The 22446-nt window shown below is 41.9% G+C and carries 19 protein-coding genes; 13 read left to right on the top strand and 6 right to left on the bottom strand.

Annotation, left to right across the window (positions count from 1 at the left end; genetic code table 11):
* Window positions 1–4 precede the first annotated feature (4 nt).
* From PI95_RS02670 to PI95_RS02685, 4 genes are all read left to right on the top strand, one after another.
* Window positions 5–1012 (top strand): ABC transporter ATP-binding protein, encoded by a 1008-nt coding sequence (locus tag PI95_RS02670; protein ID WP_039740384.1) that lies wholly within the window; start codon window positions 5–7, stop codon window positions 1010–1012.
* The gene (locus tag PI95_RS02675; protein WP_039738900.1) at window positions 1013–1825 is read left to right on the top strand and encodes an ABC transporter permease; all 813 of its coding nucleotides are present in this window, start codon (window positions 1013–1015) and stop codon (window positions 1823–1825) included.
* 195 nt (window positions 1826–2020) lie between these two features.
* Window positions 2021–3679, top strand: coding sequence for a GldG family protein (locus tag PI95_RS02680; RefSeq protein WP_039738901.1), 1659 nt, complete (start codon window positions 2021–2023; stop codon window positions 3677–3679).
* Window positions 3680–3806: 127 nt separating this feature from the next.
* Window positions 3807–4427, top strand: a complete 621-nt coding sequence (locus tag PI95_RS02685) for a DUF4340 domain-containing protein (protein ID WP_039738903.1) — start codon at window positions 3807–3809, stop codon at window positions 4425–4427.
* Between the two features lie 144 nt (window positions 4428–4571).
* Here PI95_RS02685 and PI95_RS02690 read toward each other — a convergent pair whose 3' ends face one another.
* Window positions 4572–4844, bottom strand: coding sequence for a hypothetical protein (locus tag PI95_RS02690; protein WP_039740387.1), 273 nt, complete (start codon window positions 4842–4844; stop codon window positions 4572–4574).
* Window positions 4845–5716: 872 nt separating this feature from the next.
* On the opposite strand from PI95_RS02690, the gene purU reads away from it, so the two are divergent.
* A complete protein-coding gene (purU, locus tag PI95_RS02695; RefSeq protein ID WP_039738905.1) occupies window positions 5717–6571 on the top strand; it encodes a formyltetrahydrofolate deformylase in 855 nt (284 codons plus the stop codon).
* 122 nt (window positions 6572–6693) lie between these two features.
* On the opposite strand, the gene PI95_RS02700 is transcribed toward purU, so the two are convergent.
* Together PI95_RS02700 and PI95_RS02705 are read right to left on the bottom strand one after the other, a co-directional pair.
* Window positions 6694–7251, bottom strand: a complete 558-nt coding sequence (locus tag PI95_RS02700; protein WP_039738907.1) for a group I truncated hemoglobin — start codon at window positions 7249–7251, stop codon at window positions 6694–6696.
* Between the two features lie 407 nt (window positions 7252–7658).
* The gene (locus PI95_RS02705) at window positions 7659–8462 is read right to left on the bottom strand and encodes an ABC transporter permease (RefSeq protein ID WP_336507017.1); all 804 of its coding nucleotides are present in this window, start codon (window positions 8460–8462) and stop codon (window positions 7659–7661) included.
* Window positions 8463–9265: 803 nt separating this feature from the next.
* Between PI95_RS02705 and PI95_RS02710 the strand changes: the two genes are divergently transcribed.
* Together PI95_RS02710 and PI95_RS02715 are read left to right on the top strand one after the other, a co-directional pair.
* The gene (locus PI95_RS02710; RefSeq protein WP_039738909.1) at window positions 9266–10354 is read left to right on the top strand and encodes a glycosyltransferase family 4 protein; all 1089 of its coding nucleotides are present in this window, start codon (window positions 9266–9268) and stop codon (window positions 10352–10354) included.
* Between the two features lie 258 nt (window positions 10355–10612).
* Entirely contained in the window at window positions 10613–11254 is a 642-nt protein-coding gene (locus tag PI95_RS02715; RefSeq protein WP_039738910.1) for a phosphoribosyltransferase, read from the top strand.
* Between the two features lie 375 nt (window positions 11255–11629).
* On the opposite strand, the gene PI95_RS02720 is transcribed toward PI95_RS02715, so the two are convergent.
* The 3 genes from PI95_RS02720 to PI95_RS02730 all read right to left on the bottom strand — a co-directional run bounded on the left by PI95_RS02720 (window position 11630) and on the right by PI95_RS02730 (window position 16006).
* Window positions 11630–12136: a pyridoxamine 5'-phosphate oxidase family protein gene (locus PI95_RS02720; protein WP_039738911.1), complete on the bottom strand. Its 507-nt coding sequence runs from the start codon at window positions 12134–12136 to the stop codon at window positions 11630–11632.
* A gap of 316 nt (window positions 12137–12452) precedes the next feature.
* The gene (locus tag PI95_RS02725; RefSeq protein ID WP_052324746.1) at window positions 12453–15806 is read right to left on the bottom strand and encodes an ATP-binding protein; all 3354 of its coding nucleotides are present in this window, start codon (window positions 15804–15806) and stop codon (window positions 12453–12455) included.
* Window positions 15803–16006: a hypothetical protein gene (locus PI95_RS02730; RefSeq protein WP_039738912.1), complete on the bottom strand. Its 204-nt coding sequence runs from the start codon at window positions 16004–16006 to the stop codon at window positions 15803–15805. Before PI95_RS02730 ends, PI95_RS02725 begins: the two co-directional genes overlap by 4 nt.
* A gap of 63 nt (window positions 16007–16069) precedes the next feature.
* Between PI95_RS02730 and PI95_RS02735 the strand changes: the two genes are divergently transcribed.
* The 6 genes from PI95_RS02735 (at window position 16070) to PI95_RS02760 (ending at window position 22322) form a co-directional block, all read left to right on the top strand.
* Window positions 16070–16321: a hypothetical protein gene (locus PI95_RS02735; protein ID WP_163518530.1), complete on the top strand. Its 252-nt coding sequence runs from the start codon at window positions 16070–16072 to the stop codon at window positions 16319–16321.
* A 168-nt stretch (window positions 16322–16489) separates the two neighbouring features.
* Window positions 16490–19375, top strand: coding sequence for a PAS domain-containing protein (locus PI95_RS02740; protein ID WP_039738914.1), 2886 nt, complete (start codon window positions 16490–16492; stop codon window positions 19373–19375).
* A 115-nt stretch (window positions 19376–19490) separates the two neighbouring features.
* Window positions 19491–20126 (top strand): dTMP kinase, encoded by a 636-nt coding sequence (tmk, locus tag PI95_RS02745; protein ID WP_039740396.1) that lies wholly within the window; start codon window positions 19491–19493, stop codon window positions 20124–20126.
* 89 nt (window positions 20127–20215) lie between these two features.
* On the top strand, window positions 20216–20932 hold the full coding sequence (gene pepE / locus PI95_RS02750; protein WP_039738915.1) for a dipeptidase PepE: 717 nt from the start codon (window positions 20216–20218) through the stop codon (window positions 20930–20932).
* A gap of 24 nt (window positions 20933–20956) precedes the next feature.
* Complete coding sequence (locus PI95_RS02755) at window positions 20957–21877, top strand: DNA polymerase III subunit delta' (RefSeq protein WP_039738917.1); 921 nt, start codon at window positions 20957–20959, stop codon at window positions 21875–21877.
* A 34-nt stretch (window positions 21878–21911) separates the two neighbouring features.
* Complete coding sequence (locus tag PI95_RS02760) at window positions 21912–22322, top strand: ester cyclase (RefSeq protein WP_039738918.1); 411 nt, start codon at window positions 21912–21914, stop codon at window positions 22320–22322.
* Window positions 22323–22446 lie beyond the last annotated feature (124 nt).

Raw genomic sequence — 22446 nt, forward strand, 5'->3', positions numbered from 1 at the left:
AACGATGATTGAAGTTGATGGTCTGAGTAAAATATACGGCTCAACGACAGCAATAAGTAATGTTAGTTTTAACGTAGAACAAGGGGAGATTTTAGGGTTCTTGGGACCCAATGGTGCTGGTAAAACTACAACCATGCGAATTTTAGCTGGTTATTTACCCGCGACGAGTGGGACAGTGAGAATTGCTGGCTACGATGTCCATGAAAATTCTCTCTTAGTACGGCAACGAATTGGCTATTTACCGGAAACACCACCGTTATATCCAGAAATGACGGTTGAAGGCTTTTTGTATTTTGTGACGCGGATTAAAGGAGTACCGGCAGGCGATCGCACTACCAAGGTTAGAGCAGCAATCGAACGCTGTAACTTAGAAGATAAGCGTAATGTAATTATTCGCAAACTTTCTAAGGGATATCGTCAAAGAGTTGGCATTGCTCAGGCGATCGTTCACGATCCACCAGCTATCATTCTAGATGAACCTACTGTTGGTCTCGATCCCCGGCAAATCATTGATGTGCGGAATTTAATTAAAAGTCTCGCAGGTACTCACACCATTATTCTCTCTACGCACATTTTGCCAGAAGTGAGCATGACCTGTAACCGCGTAGCCATCATTAATCGCGGGAAAGTAGTAGCAACTAATACCCCAGAAAATCTGATGACGCAGTTGACAGGTGGTTCTGGATATGAATTGGAAATTGCTGGAGAACCTGCCTTAGCCAAACAGGTATTGCAAAACTTAGCTGGTGTAAGTTTGGTAGAATCAATGCCGAGCGGAATGCACGGTCATACCCCAATTGCGGATAATCGAGGTTATTTGCGGGTAATATCGCAACCAGGCAGCGAACCAGGACATGAAATTGTCATGGCACTGGTGCGTGCGGGATTCGGTTTATATGAAATGCGACGTGTTAGCGCTACTTTAGAAGATGTGTTCTTGCAACTGACTACAGAAGAAAGAAATTTGCCATCTGAGGTAGAGGATGAAGCCAAAGAAGGAGAAGCAGCGTAAATGGGTGTAGTGCTGAGTAATATTATTGCCATTTATCGCCGCGAGTTACAAAGTTATTTTGTATCGCCTTTAGCTTATGCGATCGCCAGTATTTTTTGGCTGTTGTCTGGATTGTTCTTAATCTTGATTTTGCTAGGACCCGAAGGTATCTTACCAACAGTTGCCGCCTTAGATTTACAAGGGCAACAAATCGGGGTGCCAGTACCACCAATTGATGTACCCTACGAATTTGTCAGGGCATTTTTAGATCGTATGGGGTGGCTGTTGCTGTTCGTGCTGCCAATTCTTTCAATGGGACTCTATGCCGAAGAACGCAAACGCGGCACTTTGGAACTTTTAGCGACATCACCAATAACTAATTGGGCAGTAGCTGTAGGTAAGTTATTGGGGGTGTTGACATTTTTTACAACAATGGTAGCACCACTACTGGTGTTTGAAGCGATCGCCTTAAGTGGATCGACTCCACCAATTTCGCCAACAATTCCATTATTAGGTCATCTAGCATTAATCTTACTAGCAGCGGCAATATTATCTATAGGGATGTTTATTTCCTCTTTAACAGACAGCACAATTCTATCTGCCGTCCTCACATTCGCAGTGATTTTATTGCTGTTGTTTGTAGATTTAATCGCCAAAAATATTGGCGGTTTCGCGGGAGAAGCTTTAAGTCATCTCTCCTTACTCAAACATTACAACACCCTAGTACAAGGAATCTTCGACACCAGCAGCTTGATATTATTTGCTAGTTACATTATCTTAGGCATCTTCCTCACAGCACAATCAATTGATGCATTGCGATTTCAGCGTCAATAGTCAATAGTCAAAAGTCCAGAGTCAAGAGTCAAAAGTCAAAAAGTCCATAGTCTAAAGTCCACAGTCAAAAAGTCCATAGTCCAAAGATACCTTGACCATTGACCATTGACCGTTAACCATTGACCATTGACCATTGACCATTGACCATTGACCATTGACCATTGACTTTTGACTTTTGACCCTTGACTAATAATTATGAAAAACATCGCAAAACGAAGACTTTGGAAATATCTATTTTGGTTCGGTCCATTTTTACTTGTTGCCGGCTTAACAGCGGGGTTAGTATCGCAAAAGTGGGGAGTGATTCCATTAGCATTTTTGATTCCGGGAATTGTCATCATCGGCTTTTGGTTAATCTGGCAAACTCAACGAACTAACTGGTGGGGACGTCGATCTACCCAAGCTGGTACAAATGCTTTAGTTGCGACTCTTGCAGTATTGGCGATTTTGGGTTTAATTAATTTCATAGGCACTCGCTACCACCTGCGGACAGATTTAACTGATACTCAGTTATTTACCCTTGCGCCACAATCACGAGAATTGGTACAGTCTTTACAAAAGCCTGCAAAAGTATGGGTGTTTGATGTGAATCGAAATCCCCAAGATTTGGAATTACTGGAAAATTATCGTAGGCTTAGTTCCAAATTTAAGTTTGAATTTGTCGATCCACAAGCAAGACCAGGATTAGCAGATAAATTTGGCGTCAAAGATTATGGAGAAGTTTATCTAGAATCTGAAAATAAACGACAGTTAGTGCAGATGGTGAATCAAAATGAACGTCTGTCAGAAATTCGCTTAACTAATCGCTTACAACAAATTACCAGCACCACCACAGCTAAAGTTTACTTGCTTCAAGGTCACGGAGAACGTCAACTTGCAGCCGGTGAAGGTGCAATTTCCCAAGCAGTTCAAGCATTAAGTGACAAAAATTTCACCACATCAGCGCTAAATTTAGCAGAAAAGTCAGCAGTTCCTGATGATGCAGCTGTCGTAATCGTCGCAGGTGCGAAAAAAGCTTTGTTTGACAATGAAGTAAAAGCTTTGCAAACCTATCTCAATCGAGGTGGTAACTTGCTATTGGCGATCGATCCAAATACTGACCCCAAACTTAATAGTTTACTACAACAGTGGGGTGTGCGCCTTGATAATCGTTTAGCAGTCGATGTTTCTAACAACGTGGGGATTGGTCCTGCGGTTGCTTTAGTGACAGAATACGGACAACATCCAATTACTAAAGATTTCGGTAATGGCATTTCGCTTTATCCGCTTGCCCGTCCTTTAGAAGTTACCCCAGTCCCAGGTGTCGAGTCTACCACATTGATAGTAACCAAACCTTACCCCAGCAGTTGGGCAGAAAGCGACTTGCAAAGCGAAAATTTGCAGTTTAATCAAGGAAGCGATCGCAAAGGTCCATTAACTTTAGGTGTAGCATTAAAACGCAAACTATCAGCCAAACCTCAACCTCAACCTACCCCCACTCCCAACCCTTCACCATTACCATCACCAACCACTCAAAGTAAAGCTTCCCCCTCTCCCACTCCCCCACTCCCCCCCTCCCCCACTACGGAACTCTCCCCAACTTCCACCGAATCACGCTTAGTAGTGTTAGGAAATTCCGATTTCGCTACCGATGGTTTGTTTCAACAACAGTTAAACGGAGACGTGTTCCTCAACTCAGTTACTTGGTTGAGTCAGCAAGATCAGCAACCTCTTTCAATTCGTCCCAAAGAAGTCAAAAACCGTCGCATTAACATTACAGGGACGCAGGCAAATCTTTTAGCATTATCATCTCTGGTAATATTACCCCTGATTGGGTTAGCAGGAGCAGCTGTTCTCTGGTGGAAGCGACGATAAGGAGATGGGGAGACAGGGGGACAAGGGGACAAGGGGACAAGGGGAAAGGGAAAAGGGGAAAAAACTATTACCCAATTACCAATTACCAATTACCAATTACCAATTACCAATTACCAATGACTATCACATGAAATTGCCACGAACAACTTTAATTTTGATATTGCTTGCGCTGGGTTTGGGTACTTTTGTTTATTTTTATGAAATTAAAGGTGCATCTGTGCGAGAGGAAGTAAAGGAGAAAAAACAGCAAATTTTCTCTTTTGCAGCAGATGATGTGCAGTCTTTGACGGTAAAGACGGAAAATGTGACTTTAAATCTGGAACGTAATAATAATGCTGGCGATACAAAATGGTTGATAAAATCTCCTACAGTTAGTCCAGCAAACGATCCGATTGTTTCTTATTTGATGGATTTGCTGGTGAAGGGTAAGAGCGATCGCATTTTATCAATTCCAGCTAACCAGCTTGCAGATTTTGGTTTAAATCCACCCCAAGCAACTATCAATATAAACCTGAAAAATCAGAAAACTCATCAATTAACTTTAGGTAAACCTGATTTTAACCGCCGTTTTTTGTATGCTCAAGCTGACCCCACTCCTCAACCAGATGGTAATATTAATGTGCTATTGGTATCCACTGATTTTGAAAATGCAGTCAAGCGGGAGCTTTCAGAGTGGCAACAACCTGGAGATAATAATATCAAAAATTTGCCTAGCCCCGTTCAACCCAATCCAGCAAAGACCAAATAAATGAAAAAGAGGGGGAAAGGGAAACCCCATAAATTGCAGGAGCTTTCTTTCAGTAACTGTCTATTAATCAAATAGACAAGAGTTAAATAAAAAATAAATGTTAAAATTCCGCCTTGCAGGAGTTAATAACTTTGATGTCAATCATCAATCATCATAAAGTTTGCTGTTTGACTGATTAATTAGTAAATCAATAACTTCTTTGTGTTTTTTATGAAACTTTAATAGTTCCAAATAAGCAAATGGCACTACTACTATCCATAAAATACTAGCTATTACCAAAATTACACCAGAAAATAAGCGCTGCTCTAAATTCATTTGTTCATCTTGTAAAAAAAAATGCAGCCATTCTGCAAAGAAACAGTAAGCCATCACCAGGTAAAGAATAATTGCCAAATAAATAAGAAGTGTTTGCAGCATATTGCTTCCATAAGTTACTAGTAAATGAACCATTTGTATCGGAGTTTCGTTTTTCTCAGGTGGCAGCAATTACCTAATTAGTGGGTAATAACCATTTTTTGTTTTATTTTATACTAAAAATTATAAATAAATTTGATTGTATGCCTAAACCCTTACTTGATTTGTGGAACAGAATTTAAGCATAAACCAGTTTTCTTTATATATTTAGAATGGGTGTAAACACCATCAAATTATGCAGTTTTGCAATATAAATGGAAAAAATTGCCAGTATTCTGGTCAGTTCAACCAAGAAGACTGAGTATAGTGTCGCTAATGCACGTAAGTGTCTATTTGTAAAGTGCGTAAGTCCTAAAATCACCACGATTTTTTGCTCGCAATATTAAATTATATTTTATACCAATTGAAATCATGTCGAATTTTTATCCTCTTTGTTCCTGTGTACACTGATGTATATAGGTGAAAAGTTTCTCAAAGAAAAAGTTAAATAATTGGTAACTAAAGATACCAATTATCATTGATGATGCCAATCTTCATACTGTACATTTTTACGGTTTCCGGCTTGCACGTTCAAGTGAAAAGGCACAGTACGAGGTAAAGAAAGCACACCATAATAGTATTTTTCTCTAGAATTTTCTCCGAAAAAAGAGTTATTATTTACCCACAGATTACCTTGGCTGAAGTTTATTTAAGTAATATTTTTTTAAACTCAAATAAAAATTAAATTAAATAAACATAATTTAATTGTTTTCCGACAATGCTTTAAATCAGATTAAAATGAATTCGCCCACGGAAAAGCTGTATAAAATTACTTTACTTATGGTAATTTTACTTAAAGGTTATCTGTGTTCCGAAGCTAGTCTCTCTATATTATTATGACAAGTCCGACAGCAACATTGTTAATTTCCTGCCCTGATCGACGGGGACTTGTAGCGAAAATTGCCAACTTCATCTATGCTAATGGTGGGAATATCATCCACGCAGACCAGCATACAGACTTTGCGGCTGGTTTATTTCTCACCCGGATTGAATGGCAGTTGGATGGATTTAATTTGCCGCGAGAATTTATTGCACCAGCATTTAAGGCGATCGCCCAACCTTTAAGCGCAAAGTGGGAACTGCATTTTTCTGATACTATCCCGCGCATTGCCATTTGGGTAAGCAAGCAAGACCATTGTCTATTTGACTTGATTTGGCGACAACGTGCCAAAGAGCTGACATCGGAAATTCCGCTAATTATCAGCAACCATCCCGATCTAAAGGTGGTGGCAGAAAAATTTAATATCGATTATCACCACATTCCCATTACTAAAGATAACAAATCAGAACAGGAAGCTAAACAACTAGAATTACTACACCAATATAAAATTGATTTGGTTGTATTGGCTAAATATATGCAAGTTGTCAGTGCAGATTTTCTTGCTAAATTTCCCCAAACTATTAATATTCACCACTCATTTTTACCAGCTTTTGTTGGCGCAAATCCGTATCATAGAGCTTTTGAACGTGGTGTAAAAATTATTGGTGCAACGGCTCATTATGCTACTCCTGATTTAGATGCTGGTCCAATTATTGAGCAGGATGTGGTCCGAGTAAGTCACCGCGATGAAGTTGAAGATTTAATTAGAAAAGGTAAGGATTTGGAGCGAGTTGTATTAGCAAGGGCAGTGCGTTTACACTTACAAAATCGCGTTTTGGTGTATGGAAATCGGACTGTAGTTTTTGAGTGATTTGCCAGACAATGCCCACCCGACAATTTAGAGTTTTCAGGCATCATATCATGTCCGGTTAATCACACACATTGTAGAGACGTTCAGTCCGGAACGTCTCTACGAACGTCATGCTTTATTTATCACCTTTCGACAATCTCGCCTCTCAGACTCTCGGCAAATGCCAGCACTTCGTTTTTCGCTTTTGTTTTCACCCCGTTTTTATCAAGGGCTTGCGCTATATCATTGACAAAAGCATTAAATTCTTCGTTTGTCAGACCTCCACCAATTCCACTATGGGAAAGCTTCATAGGGCGTCCTGTATAAACACAGGGACCACCTGCCGCTTGGCAGAATTGAGCTTTCAGCAACTCACCTAGCCGCTGTTTTGAGTTGGTGCTCAAGCCAATAAAGTATTTACCAATCAGAGGGTCATTGAATACGTATTGTGCGGTATCGTCAATGACGGCTGAGATCCCGTCGTATTCTCCCAGCCTTTTATAGAGAGACCTTCCTCCTGAACGTCCTGAATCTAAATCATATTGGGCAATAATTACTGGAGTTGCTGATAGTTGTGCTGTTGGCGTTGTGGTCGTGGAAACAGCCAAACTAGGGGTTAATCTGAAAATAGTCAGTACCATGACACTGATACAAACCAATGTCAACGCGAAAGCCTTTGTAAACAGGCTTTGTATTTTCATCGTGAAAATTCCTCTTTTAAGTTTCGTCCGGCATAAGTATTGTTACCTTTACGCATGTAATACTGACAGTGTAATTATTTAAACTTTAATGAGTTTAAATTAAACCATTAATTCAGTGCAATTACTAGACTTAATAAATAGATTCCTACAAACCAAAATTCCCCACTCCTCACACATCAAAAGCGCCTGGAATAGCGTATGACGGGACGATGGAGGTGTGGTTCAAGCAAAAAATTCAGTGATTTTACTCGCTATAATTTGAAATAAATTTATGAAAACTTTACTGATTCACTTATAGTCTTGTTGAAAAATTTATAATTTCTTCTTCCTTAGACGATGCAGGTGAAAGTATTATATGAAACTTCAAAACCCTTAGTAACAAGGTGAATTCCTAAAATTTGATATTATCAGCCTTTATTCTCTCCGAAGGCGCGAATCAATTCAGCGATAAAAGCAACGATCGCAGATATTAAAATTAAGATGACGCTCAAAGCATTAATGTCTGGCTTGACTCCAGTTCTGATGCGGCTGAAAATTTCCATTGGCAGTGTGTTGGAACCACTACCGGCGGTGAAGCTGGCGATGAGAAAGTCATCTAAGCTGAGTACAAAGGCAAGCAAACAACCTGCTATAATTCCAGGCATTAGCTGAGGTAGCAATACTTGGATGAAGGCTTGTATCGGTGTGGCTCCTAAATCAAGTGCAGCTTCTTCTAGGTGGGGATCTATGTTGGTAAGTCGCGATGAAACTACAAGTGCAACGTAAGCTAGACAAAAGACGACATGAGCGGCAACAATTGTCCACAAACTTAAGGGGATGGCAAAGGCTGCTAAAAAAACTAGGGTAGCTACGGCGATCGCAATATCGGGAATAATCAATGGTAGATAAGAAACACCGCGATACAATGTCTTTCCCGGAAACTGATAACGCGCTATCCCTACCGCCATTAAGGTTCCCAGCACTGCTGATATACTCACCGCACTAAAAGCAACTATTAAGCTGTTTTTTAAGGCTAATAATATACGTTCATCACTGAATAGTTGGTTATACCAATTAAGGGTGAATCCTTGCCAAGTTGCACTGTAAGGCGACGAGTTGAAGCTATAAAAGGCAAGTACCAAAATCGGCAGATACATCACCGCAAACATCAGTAGTGAGAAAACCGCTTGCCATGCGACACGCGGTTTTTTCTGAGATGAAGATATATTCACGTTTCTTTTAAGCTAGTTCTTCCTTATCAAAATTTAGTTTATCATTTTTCAGAGCAATAGTCAATATTATCTCTTCTTTATTTCCCACGATGTCTTGCGACAAGCCGCTAAGAGCGTCTACGCTTCAGAGCAATCAGTGCAAATGTGTAGTTGATATTTTAATTTTCTATGATTTCCATCAAAAAATCTGGGTTTTCCATGTGAGAAAACCCAGTATATTGTTTTTGTGTTGGTTACATGAGTAGGTTAACTCCAACCCAGTAGAGAATAAGAACTGAAACAACGCCTAACCACAAAATTCCTGTGTTCATATGCCAATTATTGAAAGTCGATTTTTACTAGTTGAACGGTCATAGCATTGTAAAAATTAGGGAATAAGCTATTGCTTGGCATTTTCCCTAGCTTCTATTGGCTATTCCCAATTTACTTATCAAATTTGGTTCAATTTGCGCTTTCCAGACGCTAATTGAGCAACCATTATGTATTTAGTTGTTAATACTATTTTAGCGATCGCCACAACATTTTGACCAGCATAAAATTTGTTAATTGGTATATATCTTAAGACAGAGAATAATCGTATTGAATGAGTTTTGACAAACTTTCCTCTCTCAAGAGATAGTGATTTCCTTCCTTCCGGTAGACAGGAATTATTGAGATATATACATATAATTTAAATTAAGTTCTTGTCTTGCAACAGTTTGTTTTCAAACTTAATTCTTATACAGGGTGCATCAACTAGAAACACTTTTGAGTAAGAAAGCAAGCGTTTTAAATACAAGTCTTATTAATTGGGAGGTTTGTAAATGCGGATTGCTCAGGTAGCCCCACTATGGGAAAGAGTACCACCCCCCGCTTACGGCGGTATCGAGTTAGTAGTAGGGTTACTGACTGATGAATTAGTGCGACGGGGACATGAAGTAACGCTGTTTGCATCGGGTGATTCTATCACTTTGGCAAAGCTAGAATCAGTTCATCCGCGTGCTTTACGACTCGATCCGACTATTAAGGAGTACGGTGTCTACGAGCTGATGCATTTAAGTTCGGTATATGAGCGAGCAGAAGATTTTGATATCATTCACTCGCACATGGGCTTTGTGACATTGCCTTACGCCAAGTTAGTCAAAACTCCTACGGTTCATACGTTGCATGGTATTTTTACGCCTGACAACGAAAAAATGTTTAAACACGCTAAACAACAACCATACATCAGTATTTCTGAGGCACAACGAGAACCGAGATTAGACCTCAACTGTGTAGCGACTGTTTACAACGGAATTGATGTTAGCAGTTATAAGTTTCACGCTCAACCTGACAATGAGCCTTACTTAGCGTTTTTGGGTAGAATATCGCCAGAAAAAGGAACGCACTTGGCAATAGAAATCGCGAAAAAAGCTGGCTGGCGTTTGAAAATGGCTGGTAAGGTGGATGTTGTTGATGTGGAATACTATGAAAAGGAAATCAAACCGCACATCGACGGTAAGCAAATTGAATATTTGGGCGAAGCAAATCATGAGCAGAAAAATGCTTTAATGGGTAATGCTGTAGCAACGTTGTTCCCCATTACTTGGCGAGAACCATTTGGGTTGGTGATGGTAGAATCAATGGCAGCAGGTACGCCAGTTATCGCGATGAAACTAGGGTCTACAAAAGAAGTAATAGACCACGGAAAAACCGGTTTCTTGTGCGACAACATCGAAGAATTCGTGAGTGCGATTGATAAAGTGGGAGAATTAGACCGGCGTGCTTGTCGGGAACATGTCTCGAAGCGTTTTAGCTTGCAAGCAATGACCGATGGCTATGAAGCTGTTTATCGACAACTTCTGGCAGATAAATTTTCTCAGCGCAATGGTCATTTCCGCAATGCAGTAACTTTAGCCAAAAGCGGGATTTAGCCTTTTATCGGCTTTTTAAGTAGTCGGATGCGATCGCCATATCTTCATCTAGGCATCAGGTGATATTTTAGGCGATCGCTATATCTTCATCTATATATTTAGCTCAATCTGGAAAGCGATCGCGTCATTTCATTCTTTAGGTAGATTGCTATATCGGCAATGTCGCCCCAAAAGTCAGAGGTAAGGGATTTTTTCGCTTTCTATAATCGATAAGTCTAAAAACTTGTTTTTGGCAAGACTATCAGCACATGTTTAGTTATGTTATTTAAAGACCGAACAGCAGCGGGTAAATTGTTGGCTGGGAAGCTAGTAGCTTATGCTAATCGTGCCGATGTTTTGGTGTTGGCACTACCAAGAGGAGGTGTACCCGTCGCTTTTGAAGTTGCGAAAGCGCTAAATGCTGCTTTGGATGTTTTTGTAGTTCGCAAATTGGGTGTCCCCGGTCAAAAAGAATTGGCGATGGGAGCGATCGCTTCTGGTAATGTGAGAATACTCTTAGAAGATATTATCCGTCAGGAAAAAATAGACACCGAAGCAATTGAGAAAGTAACACAGAAAGAACAACAGGAACTAAATCGTCGCCAAACTGTTTACCGAGGCGATCGCCCCAAGCTTGCGATCGCTGGACGTACTATCATATTAATTGATGATGGTTTAGCGACCGGTGCAACTATGCGGGCAGCGATCGCCGCATTGCACAAACAACAACCTGCAAAAATCGTTGTTGCCGTGCCGGTTTCATCACCGCAAACCTACCAAGAGATTAAATCTCTCGTAGACGAAATCATCTGCGCCGACACACCCACCCCTTTCTACTGTGTTGGTCTTTGGTATGAAAAATTTCCGCAAACAACCGATCAAGAAGTCCGCTATCTGCTGAATAAAGCAGCAAATCCTTAACCCATTTTAGATTTTTGATTTGCGATTATGCCTTGCCCGAAGTACGAGTGTAGGGACAATTCATGAATTGTCCCTACGACTTTTATGTCTATTAGTTAATTGCAAATGGCAATTAATAACTAAACAATTCTGTTTTATATCATATCCTAAGTAGAGACGTTCCGCCGGAACGTCTCTACGATAGTTCCGGCGGAACGTCTCTACGACAGTCTAACGGACACCATATTATTCCCAAGCTTTTGTCTGGGAATATGCACAATATTCAATTAATAAGCAGCGTGAAAGTCAATAGCCGGTTGGAGAAACAACATAATTCCTCCTACCACGACAAAAGATAAAGTTACCCAAAAGAAAATTTTCATTTTGTTTCTACCTTTACCCCAAACTGATTTTCTCGTTTTCGCCGCTACTAGCTTTTTCACCCGTAGCAATTGCTTTTACCAAACCAATTGTGTGCGCCACAAAGCTGGATGGTGCATCCCAATATTCAGCTTTTACTACATTCACTTTGATCAAACCAATATCCGGTTCGTCTAATCCTTTGGGAAACCAAGCTTTGAGTTCCGGCTTCCACAATTCTTCAATTTTGTTGCGGTCTTTGACTAATTGTGCTGTGCCGGACATAGAGACGTAACACTGTTTATTAGGTGCGGCAAAACTAACATTAACCTGTTCATGTTGTTCGATTTCATCTACTTTATGAGAAGGAGCTGCGGTGAAAAACCAAAGAGTACCATCAGATTCAATTTCGCCATTCGTAGACATAGGGCGACTGTGCAAACTTCCGTCGTCATCGATGGTGGTTAACATGCCAAAGTCAATATCTTTGACTAGTTCACGCAGCTTTTCAATTTTTTGATTTTGGTCTGTATCAGTTGTCATTGATTATTACTTTTCTCTCTACTTCAAAGTTTAAAGTTTAAGGGTAATCCGTTGTGAATTTTCAAACTCTTTTTCTGTGTTAGCGTTTATCCTGTTCTCCTGCGTGAGCCTTGAGGAGGATTTCTACAAAAATCATTCTCTTAGCTATATCCATAGAGGTAGAAAAATAATTCGTAGTGAGCGGTTCACCGCTCATTTAAGGGCTGAAGCCCTTACTACATTAAAGCGCGTTTATTTATACCCAAAAATGAGCGCAACGCTTGTTTGCTCAAGTTCGGTTGCTACAAGCTGTTACTGCTTGAGCCTGAGTATAATTTTATTTTTCAGCCAGCGGAAGCACAACAGTAAAAGTAGCTCCTTGTTCCTCTCCTGGGCTTGTTGCTTGTATAGTTCCTTTATGAAGCTCAACGAGGTGCTTGACGATTGAAAGCCCTAATCCCAAACCACCAAACTTGCGAGTAGTAGAGGAGTCTGCTTGCCGAAAACGGTCGAAGACATGCGGCAGAAATTCTGGCTTGATGCCGTGACCTGTATCGCTTACTGTTAAGACAACATGAGAATTTACTTTCTCAACTGACACCTGCACTGTTCCACCTGTTGGAGTAAACTTAATAGCATTAGAAACAAGATTCCACACTACTTGTTGTAGTCTGTTCGGGTCGCCAATTATCGCATTGGGTACGTCATCTAAAACTGTTTGAAGTCGAATGTCCTTGGCTGCAACAGCGGGAACAAAAGATTCGATCGCTTCTTCTATCACCAAGTTCAGATTGACGTTTTTAACGTTGAGTCGAATTTTACCAGAAATTATCCGGCTCATGTCGAGCAAATCTTCAAGAATCTGCGCTTGCGCTCTAGAGTTTCTCTCAATAGTATCAAGCCCCTTCTCGAATTGTACCGTACTAAGTTTTCCCTTACGCAAAAGCTGGCTCCAGCCGAGGATGGCGTTAAGCGGTGTGCGAATTTCGTGAGAAAGAACTGCCAAAAATTCATCTTTGAGGCGTCCGACTCGTTCTGCTTCTGTACGAGCTGCGCGTTCGCTTTCTAAAAGTGCCTCGCGTCGCTGTTCGAGTTCTTTGCGATCGCTAATATATCGAAAATTAACTGACAGTCCGTCCGCAGAGGGATAAGCGTGTACTTCTACCCACTGCTCGGAGAAAGGAGACAGTACTTCAAAGTGTACCGCAACTTGCTCGCCGACGGCTTTATAATATTGCTCTTCAATAACGCTGCCCCTAAGCATTGGGTATTCCTCCCAGAGGACTTTTCCCAGCAGTTCAGAGCGGGTTTTGCCGATGTATTCTTCACATCGCTGATTTACGTAAGTAAATCGCCATTGCCGATCTAAACCATAAAAAGCATCTGTTACCCGTTCGAGAATAATTGCCCGTTCTTGAGCTGCTTGAACCTCCAAGCGAGAGCGGGCAGTTTCTTGCCGCAATCGAGCGGTTTCCAATGTTGCCTTGACACGAGCCAATATTTCTCTAGCGCTAAAGGGCTTTACTAAATAGTCGTCTGCTCCTGCCTCAAGTCCCTCAACACGCGATTCTTCACCCGCACGAGCCGAAAGGAGAATAAGCGGTACAGAGCGGGTACGCTGGTCTTGGCGCAGCCGAGTTAGAAGACCGAAGCCGTCAAGTTTCGGCATCATTACATCACTCAGCACTAAGTCTGGCACTTGCTCTTGTACTGCGGCTAAAGCTGCTTCGCCATCTGCCACGGCGATAACTTCATACTGTGTACTCAGAAGCTTTCGCAGATATTCGCGCATATCAGCGTTGTCGTCTGCCAGAAGTATGCGCGATCGCCCTCCCCCCATTGACAGATTTGCATCATGCACTTCATCCGGCAACCACCGCAGCGCTTCTTCCACAAATGCATCCGCACGAATGCTGGTTGGGGTAAGTGTGCGATCGCTTGCGATTTGGTCTACAGGAAGGTGCTGCTTGCCACGAGGAATCGAAACGATGAAGGTACTTCCAGCTCCACAGACGCTTTCCACGCGGACACTGCCACCGTGGAGTTTGGCGAGTTCTTGCACGAGCGCTAGACCAATTCCGCTGCCTTCGTGGGTTCTAGCTTGGGTTCCTTCAATGCGGTGAAATCGCTTAAACACGTTCTTCAGTTCAGATTGAGGAATTCCGCTGCCTGTATCTTCAATACGAAGCTCGATGTTTGAGGCGTTCCGCAAGGTTGCCGCAGGCATCGCTCGTTGCTCAACTTTGATGTAACCGCGTTGCGTAAATTTCAAAGCGTTTGAAAGTAAGTTCAGGACTATCTTTTCCCACATATCCCGGTCTACATAAACCGGTTCGGATAAAGGTTGACAATCAACGATAAATTCTAAACCTGCCTTTTCAATTGCCGAGCGAAACACACTAGCCAAGTCTGCGGTGAGTGTCGCCAAATCTGTAGGTTCGTAGATGGCTTGCGTTCTACCCGCTTCAAGTCGCGAGAAATCCAAAAGCGTATTGACTAATTTTAGCAGTCTTAAACTGTTGCGGTGAGCTATGGTAATTTGTTCCCGCCCAGTTGTAGAAAGGTGCGGATCGCGTAGCGCATCTTCCAATGGACCGAGCATTAAAGTCAGCGGGGTGCGGAACTCGTGACTGACATTGGAGAAAAAGGCGGTTTTTGCGCGGTCTAGTTCGGCTAGCATTTCCGCTCGTCGCCGTTCTTCTTCGTATGCTTGGGCGTTACGCAGGGCGATGGATACTTGATTGACAAGGAGTTCGTAGAACGATTTGTATCCTTCGTCAAGAAAGCGGTTGGGGCTGATACCGGCTACTAAAACGCCAAGCGGTTCTGTTTGAGTTGATGAAGCGATCGGCATGACGAGTGCAGCACGGGTAGGTTCGTTCCAGGGACCACCCGGTAGCAAAAATAAGCTATCTACACCTTCAATTAAAACTGTTTCACCCGCAGCAGCTTGCGCCAGCGACCAGATATCACTTTTTGGTTCGGTAATATTAACAGAGACTGGACTAAGAAGCGCTTTTTCCGGCATTTTTACTTTACCACAAAGCCGGAGAGTTTTTCCATCTGGGTCGCGCAGATAAATTAGTGCAAACGGCACATCAAGTGGGTGTTCGGCGATCGATGCAGCCACATCGCGGCATGTTGTTTCTACACTGCGCGTCTCTCCTGCTCTGGATGCCAAATCTCGAAGAAGTCGTAACCTGCGATCGCCTAATATCTGCTGAGTGACTTCGCTACACACGCAAAACATCCCGACAATTTCTCCGGAATCGTCCTCGGCGGGTGCGTGAGAAAGGCTAAAATAAGATTCTTCACGATAGCCTGAACGCTCTAAAACAAGCATCTGTGCCGGAACCCAGTTCGCTACGCCTGTTACCATCACTTCTTCAATCATCGGACCTAGCGTATCCCACGCTTCGGCGAGGGTAATTCTAATATCCGTACCCAGTGCGGCGGGATGCTTGTCACCGATAATCTGGGAATAGGCATCGTTATAAAACTGAATCAGATTTGGTCCCCATATAAGAATCATTGGATACCGTGATGCTAGTAAAATCCTCACGGTGCTTTTCAGGCTTTGCGACCATGTATCTATCGAACCGACAGGTGTGTTTGCCCAATCGAAAGTACGCATCCGCGCTTTCATCTCACCGAGTCCGGGGAAGGGGTCTGTTTTATGCCCGTCCTTCATAGGTATTCTTTTTCCTTCCCTTCACTCATTTGATAGTTTTTACTTAAAAAAGTGACGCTTGATACATGCTGCTGAACTTGGTGCAGTTTTTTGCGGATGACTTCGCTTGCCCAATTGCAGTTACCTGATACAACCGAGGCGATAAATTTATTAAATTCCGGAGTTAATGATTCGTTGAATTTTGTAGGTTGAATAATCACACTATATTAAGCTTTTTGGAGAAATTCCCAATAATCTCCCAATCTGATTATGACACAAATCAAATGCTTACTACAAGCTACATTCACGGAAGAATGCATCTAAATAAATTCGGACAGTCGTTGATTGAATTCGGACAGTCGTTGATTGAATTCGGGCAGTCGTTGATTGAATTCGGGCAGTCGTTGATTGAATTCGGGCAGTCGTTTACTGAATTCGGGCAGTCGTTGATTGAATTCGGGCAGTCGTTGATTGAATTCGGGCAGTCGTTGATTGAATTCGGGCAGTCGTTGATTGAATTCGGGGAACCACCCTAAATTTCAGGTTTTGCATTTTATTTGAGCGAGGTTTCTTAGCGATGATAGAAGTAAGCCGATCAAACTTACTACATTAGTTTTAATTTCTTTTCTACCCAAGGGAGGAAGAAATAAGATTTGCAGTTGTGTGATAAAAAATAGGCGGTAGACAGTCAGCCTTTTTTGATAATGCCAGACGCGGAAAAGTCCCAAAACCAGTTGGCTGAGAATTTGTTATCGTTGCACCAGCAGATAAATAAACAAGCGAATTACTCGATGGTCGCCACTGATGAAGAAGGAATGGTGCTGCAACTTGCGGATGGTACTATCCAAGCTGGCAATACGGCTTGTGAGCGCATACTTGGACTGACTGCCGAGCAGCTGATAGGGCGTACTTCGGTGGATCATCCTTGGCAATCGATTCATGAAGATGGCTCTCCTTTCCCAGGTGAGACTCACCCAGCGATGGTAGCATTGCAAACAGGAAAGCCATGTTTGAATGTGGTGATGGGTTTGTATAAGCCAAATGGTCAGCTAGTCTGGCTATTGCTGAACTCACAACCTTTATTTTTGGCTGGAGGGACAACAGCCTACGCTGTTGTGACAACTTTTTCTGAGATAAAAAAATCCGCTTCCAGACACCAGACAGAATACCAGGCAGCAAGTATATCTGAACAAGATAGAGAAATTGCCTTGCGACATAACGAACAATTTGAGCTAGCAGCGGTTAATTGCCTATTTTACGATTGGGAGATTTCGCGGGGTACTGTAGAAAGAACTCAAGGTCTGACTACGCTTTTGGGATACACTCAACAAGAAGCCTCACCGACGCAAAAATGGTGGCAGCAGCTTGTGCATCCGGATGAGTTGCAACGAGTTGATGAGGAATTTAAAATCAGTTTGGCAAAAGGCGATCGCTATAAAATTGAGTACCGGGTGCGTCATAAAGATGGTCGTTATGTGTGGCTGCAAGATCGAGGATTTGTTGAGCGGGATGCAGATAATCGCACTGTGAGGATAGTTGGCATTATAATTGACATTAGCGACCGCAAAAAAACCGAGGCAGATTTACAACAAAGTGAAGAACGCATTCGGCTTGCAACCACAGCGGCTAATCTGGGTATGTGGTTTTGGGATCTAACCACCGATGAGTTAATTTGGACTTCTAAGTGTAAAGAACTGTTTGGATTTCCACTTGACACCACAATTACTTACGAGCTTTTTCTGAATACTTTGCATCCAGAAGACCGGCAACGCACCGATGAAGCTGTTAGTAGCGCTCTCGCCCGAAAGCTAGATTATGATATACAATATCGTGCTGTTTGGGCTGATAAAAGCGTGCATTGGCTTGCCGCTAAAGGTCGAGGCTTTTATGATGTTTTTGACAAGCCAATACGCATGATGGGAACAGTTCAAGATATTAGCGAACGCAAGCAAGCTGAAGAAACTCTGCGTCAAAGTGAAGAACGCTACCGTTTCTTAGCTGATACTATTCCAGAAATGGTCTGGACAACTAATGCTGAAGGTCTGGCAACTTACGTAAATCAGCGCTGGCAAGAATACACCGGGTTAAATTTAGAAGAAACTGTTGGCTACGGCTGGAGAAAGGTACTGCATCCGGATGATTTAGAAAAATCTGTACAACTGTGGACGGAAGCACTCTCAAACGGTACACCTTACGAAATTGAACATCGTTATCTGAGAGTTGCTGATGGCACATATCGTTGGCATTTGGTACGAGGTTTACCGATAAAAGACGACCAAGGACGCATCATCAAATGGTTTGGCACTTGTACAGATATTCATCAGCAAAAACAAATCGATGAAGAACGTGCCCAAATTTTAGAGCGAGAAAAAGCTGCCCGTTTGGAAGCAGAAGCAGCTAACCGCATCAAAGATGAGTTTCTTGCTGTACTTTCTCACGAATTGCGATCGCCTCTCAATCCGATTTTAGGATGGGCAAAGTTACTTAAAAGCCGCAAGTTTGATGAAGCTGCGACATTTCGGGCTTTGGATACCATCGAACGCAATGCGAAATTGCAGATTCAACTAATTGACGACTTGCTGGATGTCTCCCGCATACTGCGAGGTAAACTAAGTTTGACTTTTGCTGCCTTTGATTTAGCAGTTGTAATTAATGCCGCCATCGAAACAGTGAAATTGGCAGCACAAGACAAATCAATCGAAATGCATCTGCAATTTGAGCCGAATGTAGGTAAAGTTTTGTGTGATTTCAATCGCTTGCAGCAAGTCGTCGGCAATTTGCTGAATAATGCCGTTAAATTTACCCCAGCAGGGGGACGAATTGATATTAGGCTGTCGGTGGGCAGGGGGCAGGCAGCAGGGGGCAGGGGGCACTTTGCAGGGGGAGTTTGTCTCCCCTCTCCCCATCTCCCCACTACCTCCTACGCCGAAATCACCGTTACCGACACGGGTAAGGGGATTTCCAGTGAATTTCTGCCCCACGTTTTTGAATATTTTCGACAAGCAGATAGCAGCACTACCCGGAATCATGGAGGACTGGGGCTGGGTTTGTCGATTGTTCGCCATCTGGTAGAGTTACATGGCGGCACCGTGACGGCTGAAAGTCCTGGAGAAGGAAAAGGAGCGACTTTTATTGTCAGATTGCCTTTAATTGAGGAAAGCAGCAAACAAGAAAAGGAAAATAAGATAGAAGCTGAGAATGTTAACTCCTTACCTCTGGCAGGAATACGAATATTGTTAGTTGATGATGAGATAGATACACGCGATTTTATGAGCTTTTTGCTACAACAGCAAGGAGCCATCGTAAGTGAAGCATCATCGGCAAGTGAGGCGCTAAAAGCGTTTGCCCAATCGCCGCCAGATATATTACTGAGTGATTTAGGAATGCCGTTGGTGGATGGCTACAGTTTAATTAGTCAAATCAGATTGATGTCTCCCGAACAAGGCGGAGAAATTCCGGCGATCGCTCTTAGCGCTTATGCTGGAGAAAGCGATCGCGATCGGGCATTTGCCGCAGGTTTCCAAAAGCACCTCGCAAAGCCAGTAGAACCGACGGAATTACTAGCTTTGATTGTAGATTTGCTTGGGTAATGGAGAATGGGGAGTGGGGAGTGGGGAATGGGGAGTGGTTTTTTCGCGTTCTGTGATTATCGCGTTCTGTGATTACCAATTACCCAATGCCCAATTACCAATATATAAAAAAAGCATGAATGGTAGATTAATCGTATTTGAAGGGGTAGAAGGTTGTGGTAAAACTAGCCAAATACAACTTTGTCAAGAGTGGTTGCAATATTTAGGTATTTCAGTTGTGGTTACTAGGGAACCTGGGGGAACTGCTTTAGGTTTGGATTTGCGACGCTTGTTGTTAAAAGCAGAAAATAAAACAATATTCAACACTACAGAATTATTATTGTATGCTGCTGATAGGGCGCAACACGTTGAAGAAGAATTAAAACCGAATCTCGAAAAAGGTAATATTATCTTGTGCGATCGCTATACTGATTCGACTATCGCTTATCAAGGTTATGGTCGCGGTTTGGATATAAATTTAATAAATGTGCTTAATTTAATTGCAACCAGTGGGTTAGAAAGCGATATTACCTTATGGCTTGATGTCGATATTGAAGTGGGACTAAGCCGCAAACGCAGCAGTGGCGATATTGCTGATAGAATTGAACTTGAAGCGATCGCTTTTCATCGTCGCGTCCAACAAGGATACGCTCAACTGCAAGCATCCCAAGATAAAATTGTCCGCATAGATGCTAGCTTGAATAAAGAAGCTGTGCAAAGAATGATTCAGACAACTTTAAGCGATCGCTTGAAAGCTTGGGGTTATGTATAATATAGTATAGTAAACTTTGGGTAAATACAGTCACAAATTGTTTTTCAGTATACATCAAATGTGATTTGAACATACTTAAATTTATTGCTATGACAAAAAAATTATTATTACTCAGTAATTCAACTAATTTTGGTGAAGAATATTTGTTTTATGCCCGTCAGCAAATTCAAAATTTTTTAGGTAGTTCAGTTAAAAGAGTCTTGTTTATTCCTTTTGCTGGTGTGACTTCAAATTATGATGAATATACTGCAAAAGTTGGAAAAGTATTTCAAGATATAGGTTATGCCATAGATGCTATTCATGTAGGAGAAAATTATCGCGAATCGGTAAAAAAAGCAGAAGCCATAGTAGTTGGAGGTGGAAACACTTTTCATCTGGTTCATTGGTTACATAAAACCGGAATAATCGAAACCATCAGAGAAAAGGTAAACAATGGAACACCTTATATTGGATGGAGTGCAGGCTCAAATGTTGCTTCTCCAACATTAAAAACAACCAACGATATGCCAATCATTGAACCTGTAAGTTTTAATGCCTTAAATCTGGTTCCTTTTCAGATAAATCCTCACTACACAGATGCTGTTATTCTCAATCACAATGGAGAAACAAGAGAACAAAGAATCAGAGAATTTTTAGTTGTCAATTCAGATGTTTATGTAGTTGGTTTACAAGAGGGAACTATGTTAAATATTGAAGGTGAATCTATGAAATTGATTGGCGATAAACCAATGCGGTTATTGAAGTTTGGCGAACCCCTCGTTGAATATGATTCCAATGCCAACCTCGATTTTATTCTAAAATCTTAAAAATAAATCTACAGTCACTGACTAATGACCGCATTCGCGAAACTTATAGGACAACAGCAAGCGGTAGAATTACTGACTCAAGCTGTCAAACAAAATAGAGTTGCACCGGCTTATTTATTTGTCGGTTCTGAGGGTGTGGGACGCAGTTTAGCAGCACGGTGCTTTGCAAATTTGCTGTTTTCTCATTCTGTAGAAACGAATCGTTTGCGTCAAGAAAACCATCCAGATTTATTTTGGGTACAACCAACTTACCAGTATCAAGGACAACGGTTAACCCCACAAGAAGCGGCAGAAAAAAAACTGAAGCGGAAAGCACCGCCTATAATTAGGTTAGAGCAAATTCGGGAAGTTACGCAATTTCTCAGCCGTCCGCCGATACTTGCGCCAAGAAATGTGGTAGTTTTAGAGCAAGCAGAAACAATGGCGGAAGCTGCGGCAAACGCTTTGCTGAAGACTTTGGAAGAACCAGGACAAGCGACGCTGATTTTAATTGCACCTTCAGTTGAGTCTGTGTTACCAACTTTAGTTTCACGCTGTCAACGCATTCCTTTTTATCGTTTGGATGCAGTGTCTTTGGCTCAGGTTCTCAGGCAAACAGGGCATGAGGAAATTTTACAGCATGAGGCGGTGTTAAGTATAGCATCTGGCAGTCCGGGGGAAGCGATCGCCTCTTTTGAGCAATTGCAAGTTATTCCTAATAAGTTACTTCAAGCTGTGACAACAGCTCCAAAAACTTACCTAGATGCTTTAAAATTGGCGAAAGAAATTGATGATTTAGATACAGAAGCTCAACTGTGGTTAATCGATTATTTGCAGCAGTCATATTGGCAGCGATCGCATCAACCAAGTATTATTAACTGCTTAGAGCAAGCGCGTAAATATCTACTTTGTTACGCTCAACCGCGCTTAGTTTGGGAATGTACTTTGATAGCGATGAAAAATTAAGATAAGTATACTTTCAATATTCTCAGAATATTATATGAGAACACCAAAAGAAGTCCTGACAATTTGGGTTGATGCATTGAATGCGCGGAATGCTGATGAAGCAGCAGCATTATATCATGACGATGCAATTAATATTCAGGTAGCGGCTGATGCTCCGTTACATGGAAAGCAAGCAATCTTAGAAAATTTCATTGAGTTCTTCCAGGCTTTTCCTGACAATTATACCCATGTTGAAAATTTATTTGCAGATGGAGAGTGGGCAATTATCGAGTGGAGGGGTGGAGGAACATTTCTAGGAGAATTTGCGGGAATACCTCCCACTGGCAAAAAATATACCCTACATGGTTGTGGTTTCTTTCACATTACAAATGGAAAAATACGTTTTCAACGTGGTTACTGGGATAAATTAACTTGGTTTGAGCAAATAGGTATTACTGTAAATTAGCATGAGTTGGATATTAAATAAAACATGCGATCGACGAAAAGCGATCGCATGTTTAAATCAACAGCACATATTTTCTAACAGGTAGTGAGCAGTTTACTGCTCAATTAAGCGTTGAAACGCTTAC

Origin of the sequence: Hassallia byssoidea VB512170 (assembly GCF_000817785.2) — a bacterium.
GTDB lineage: Bacteria > Cyanobacteriota > Cyanobacteriia > Cyanobacteriales > Nostocaceae > Hassallia > Hassallia carrinoi.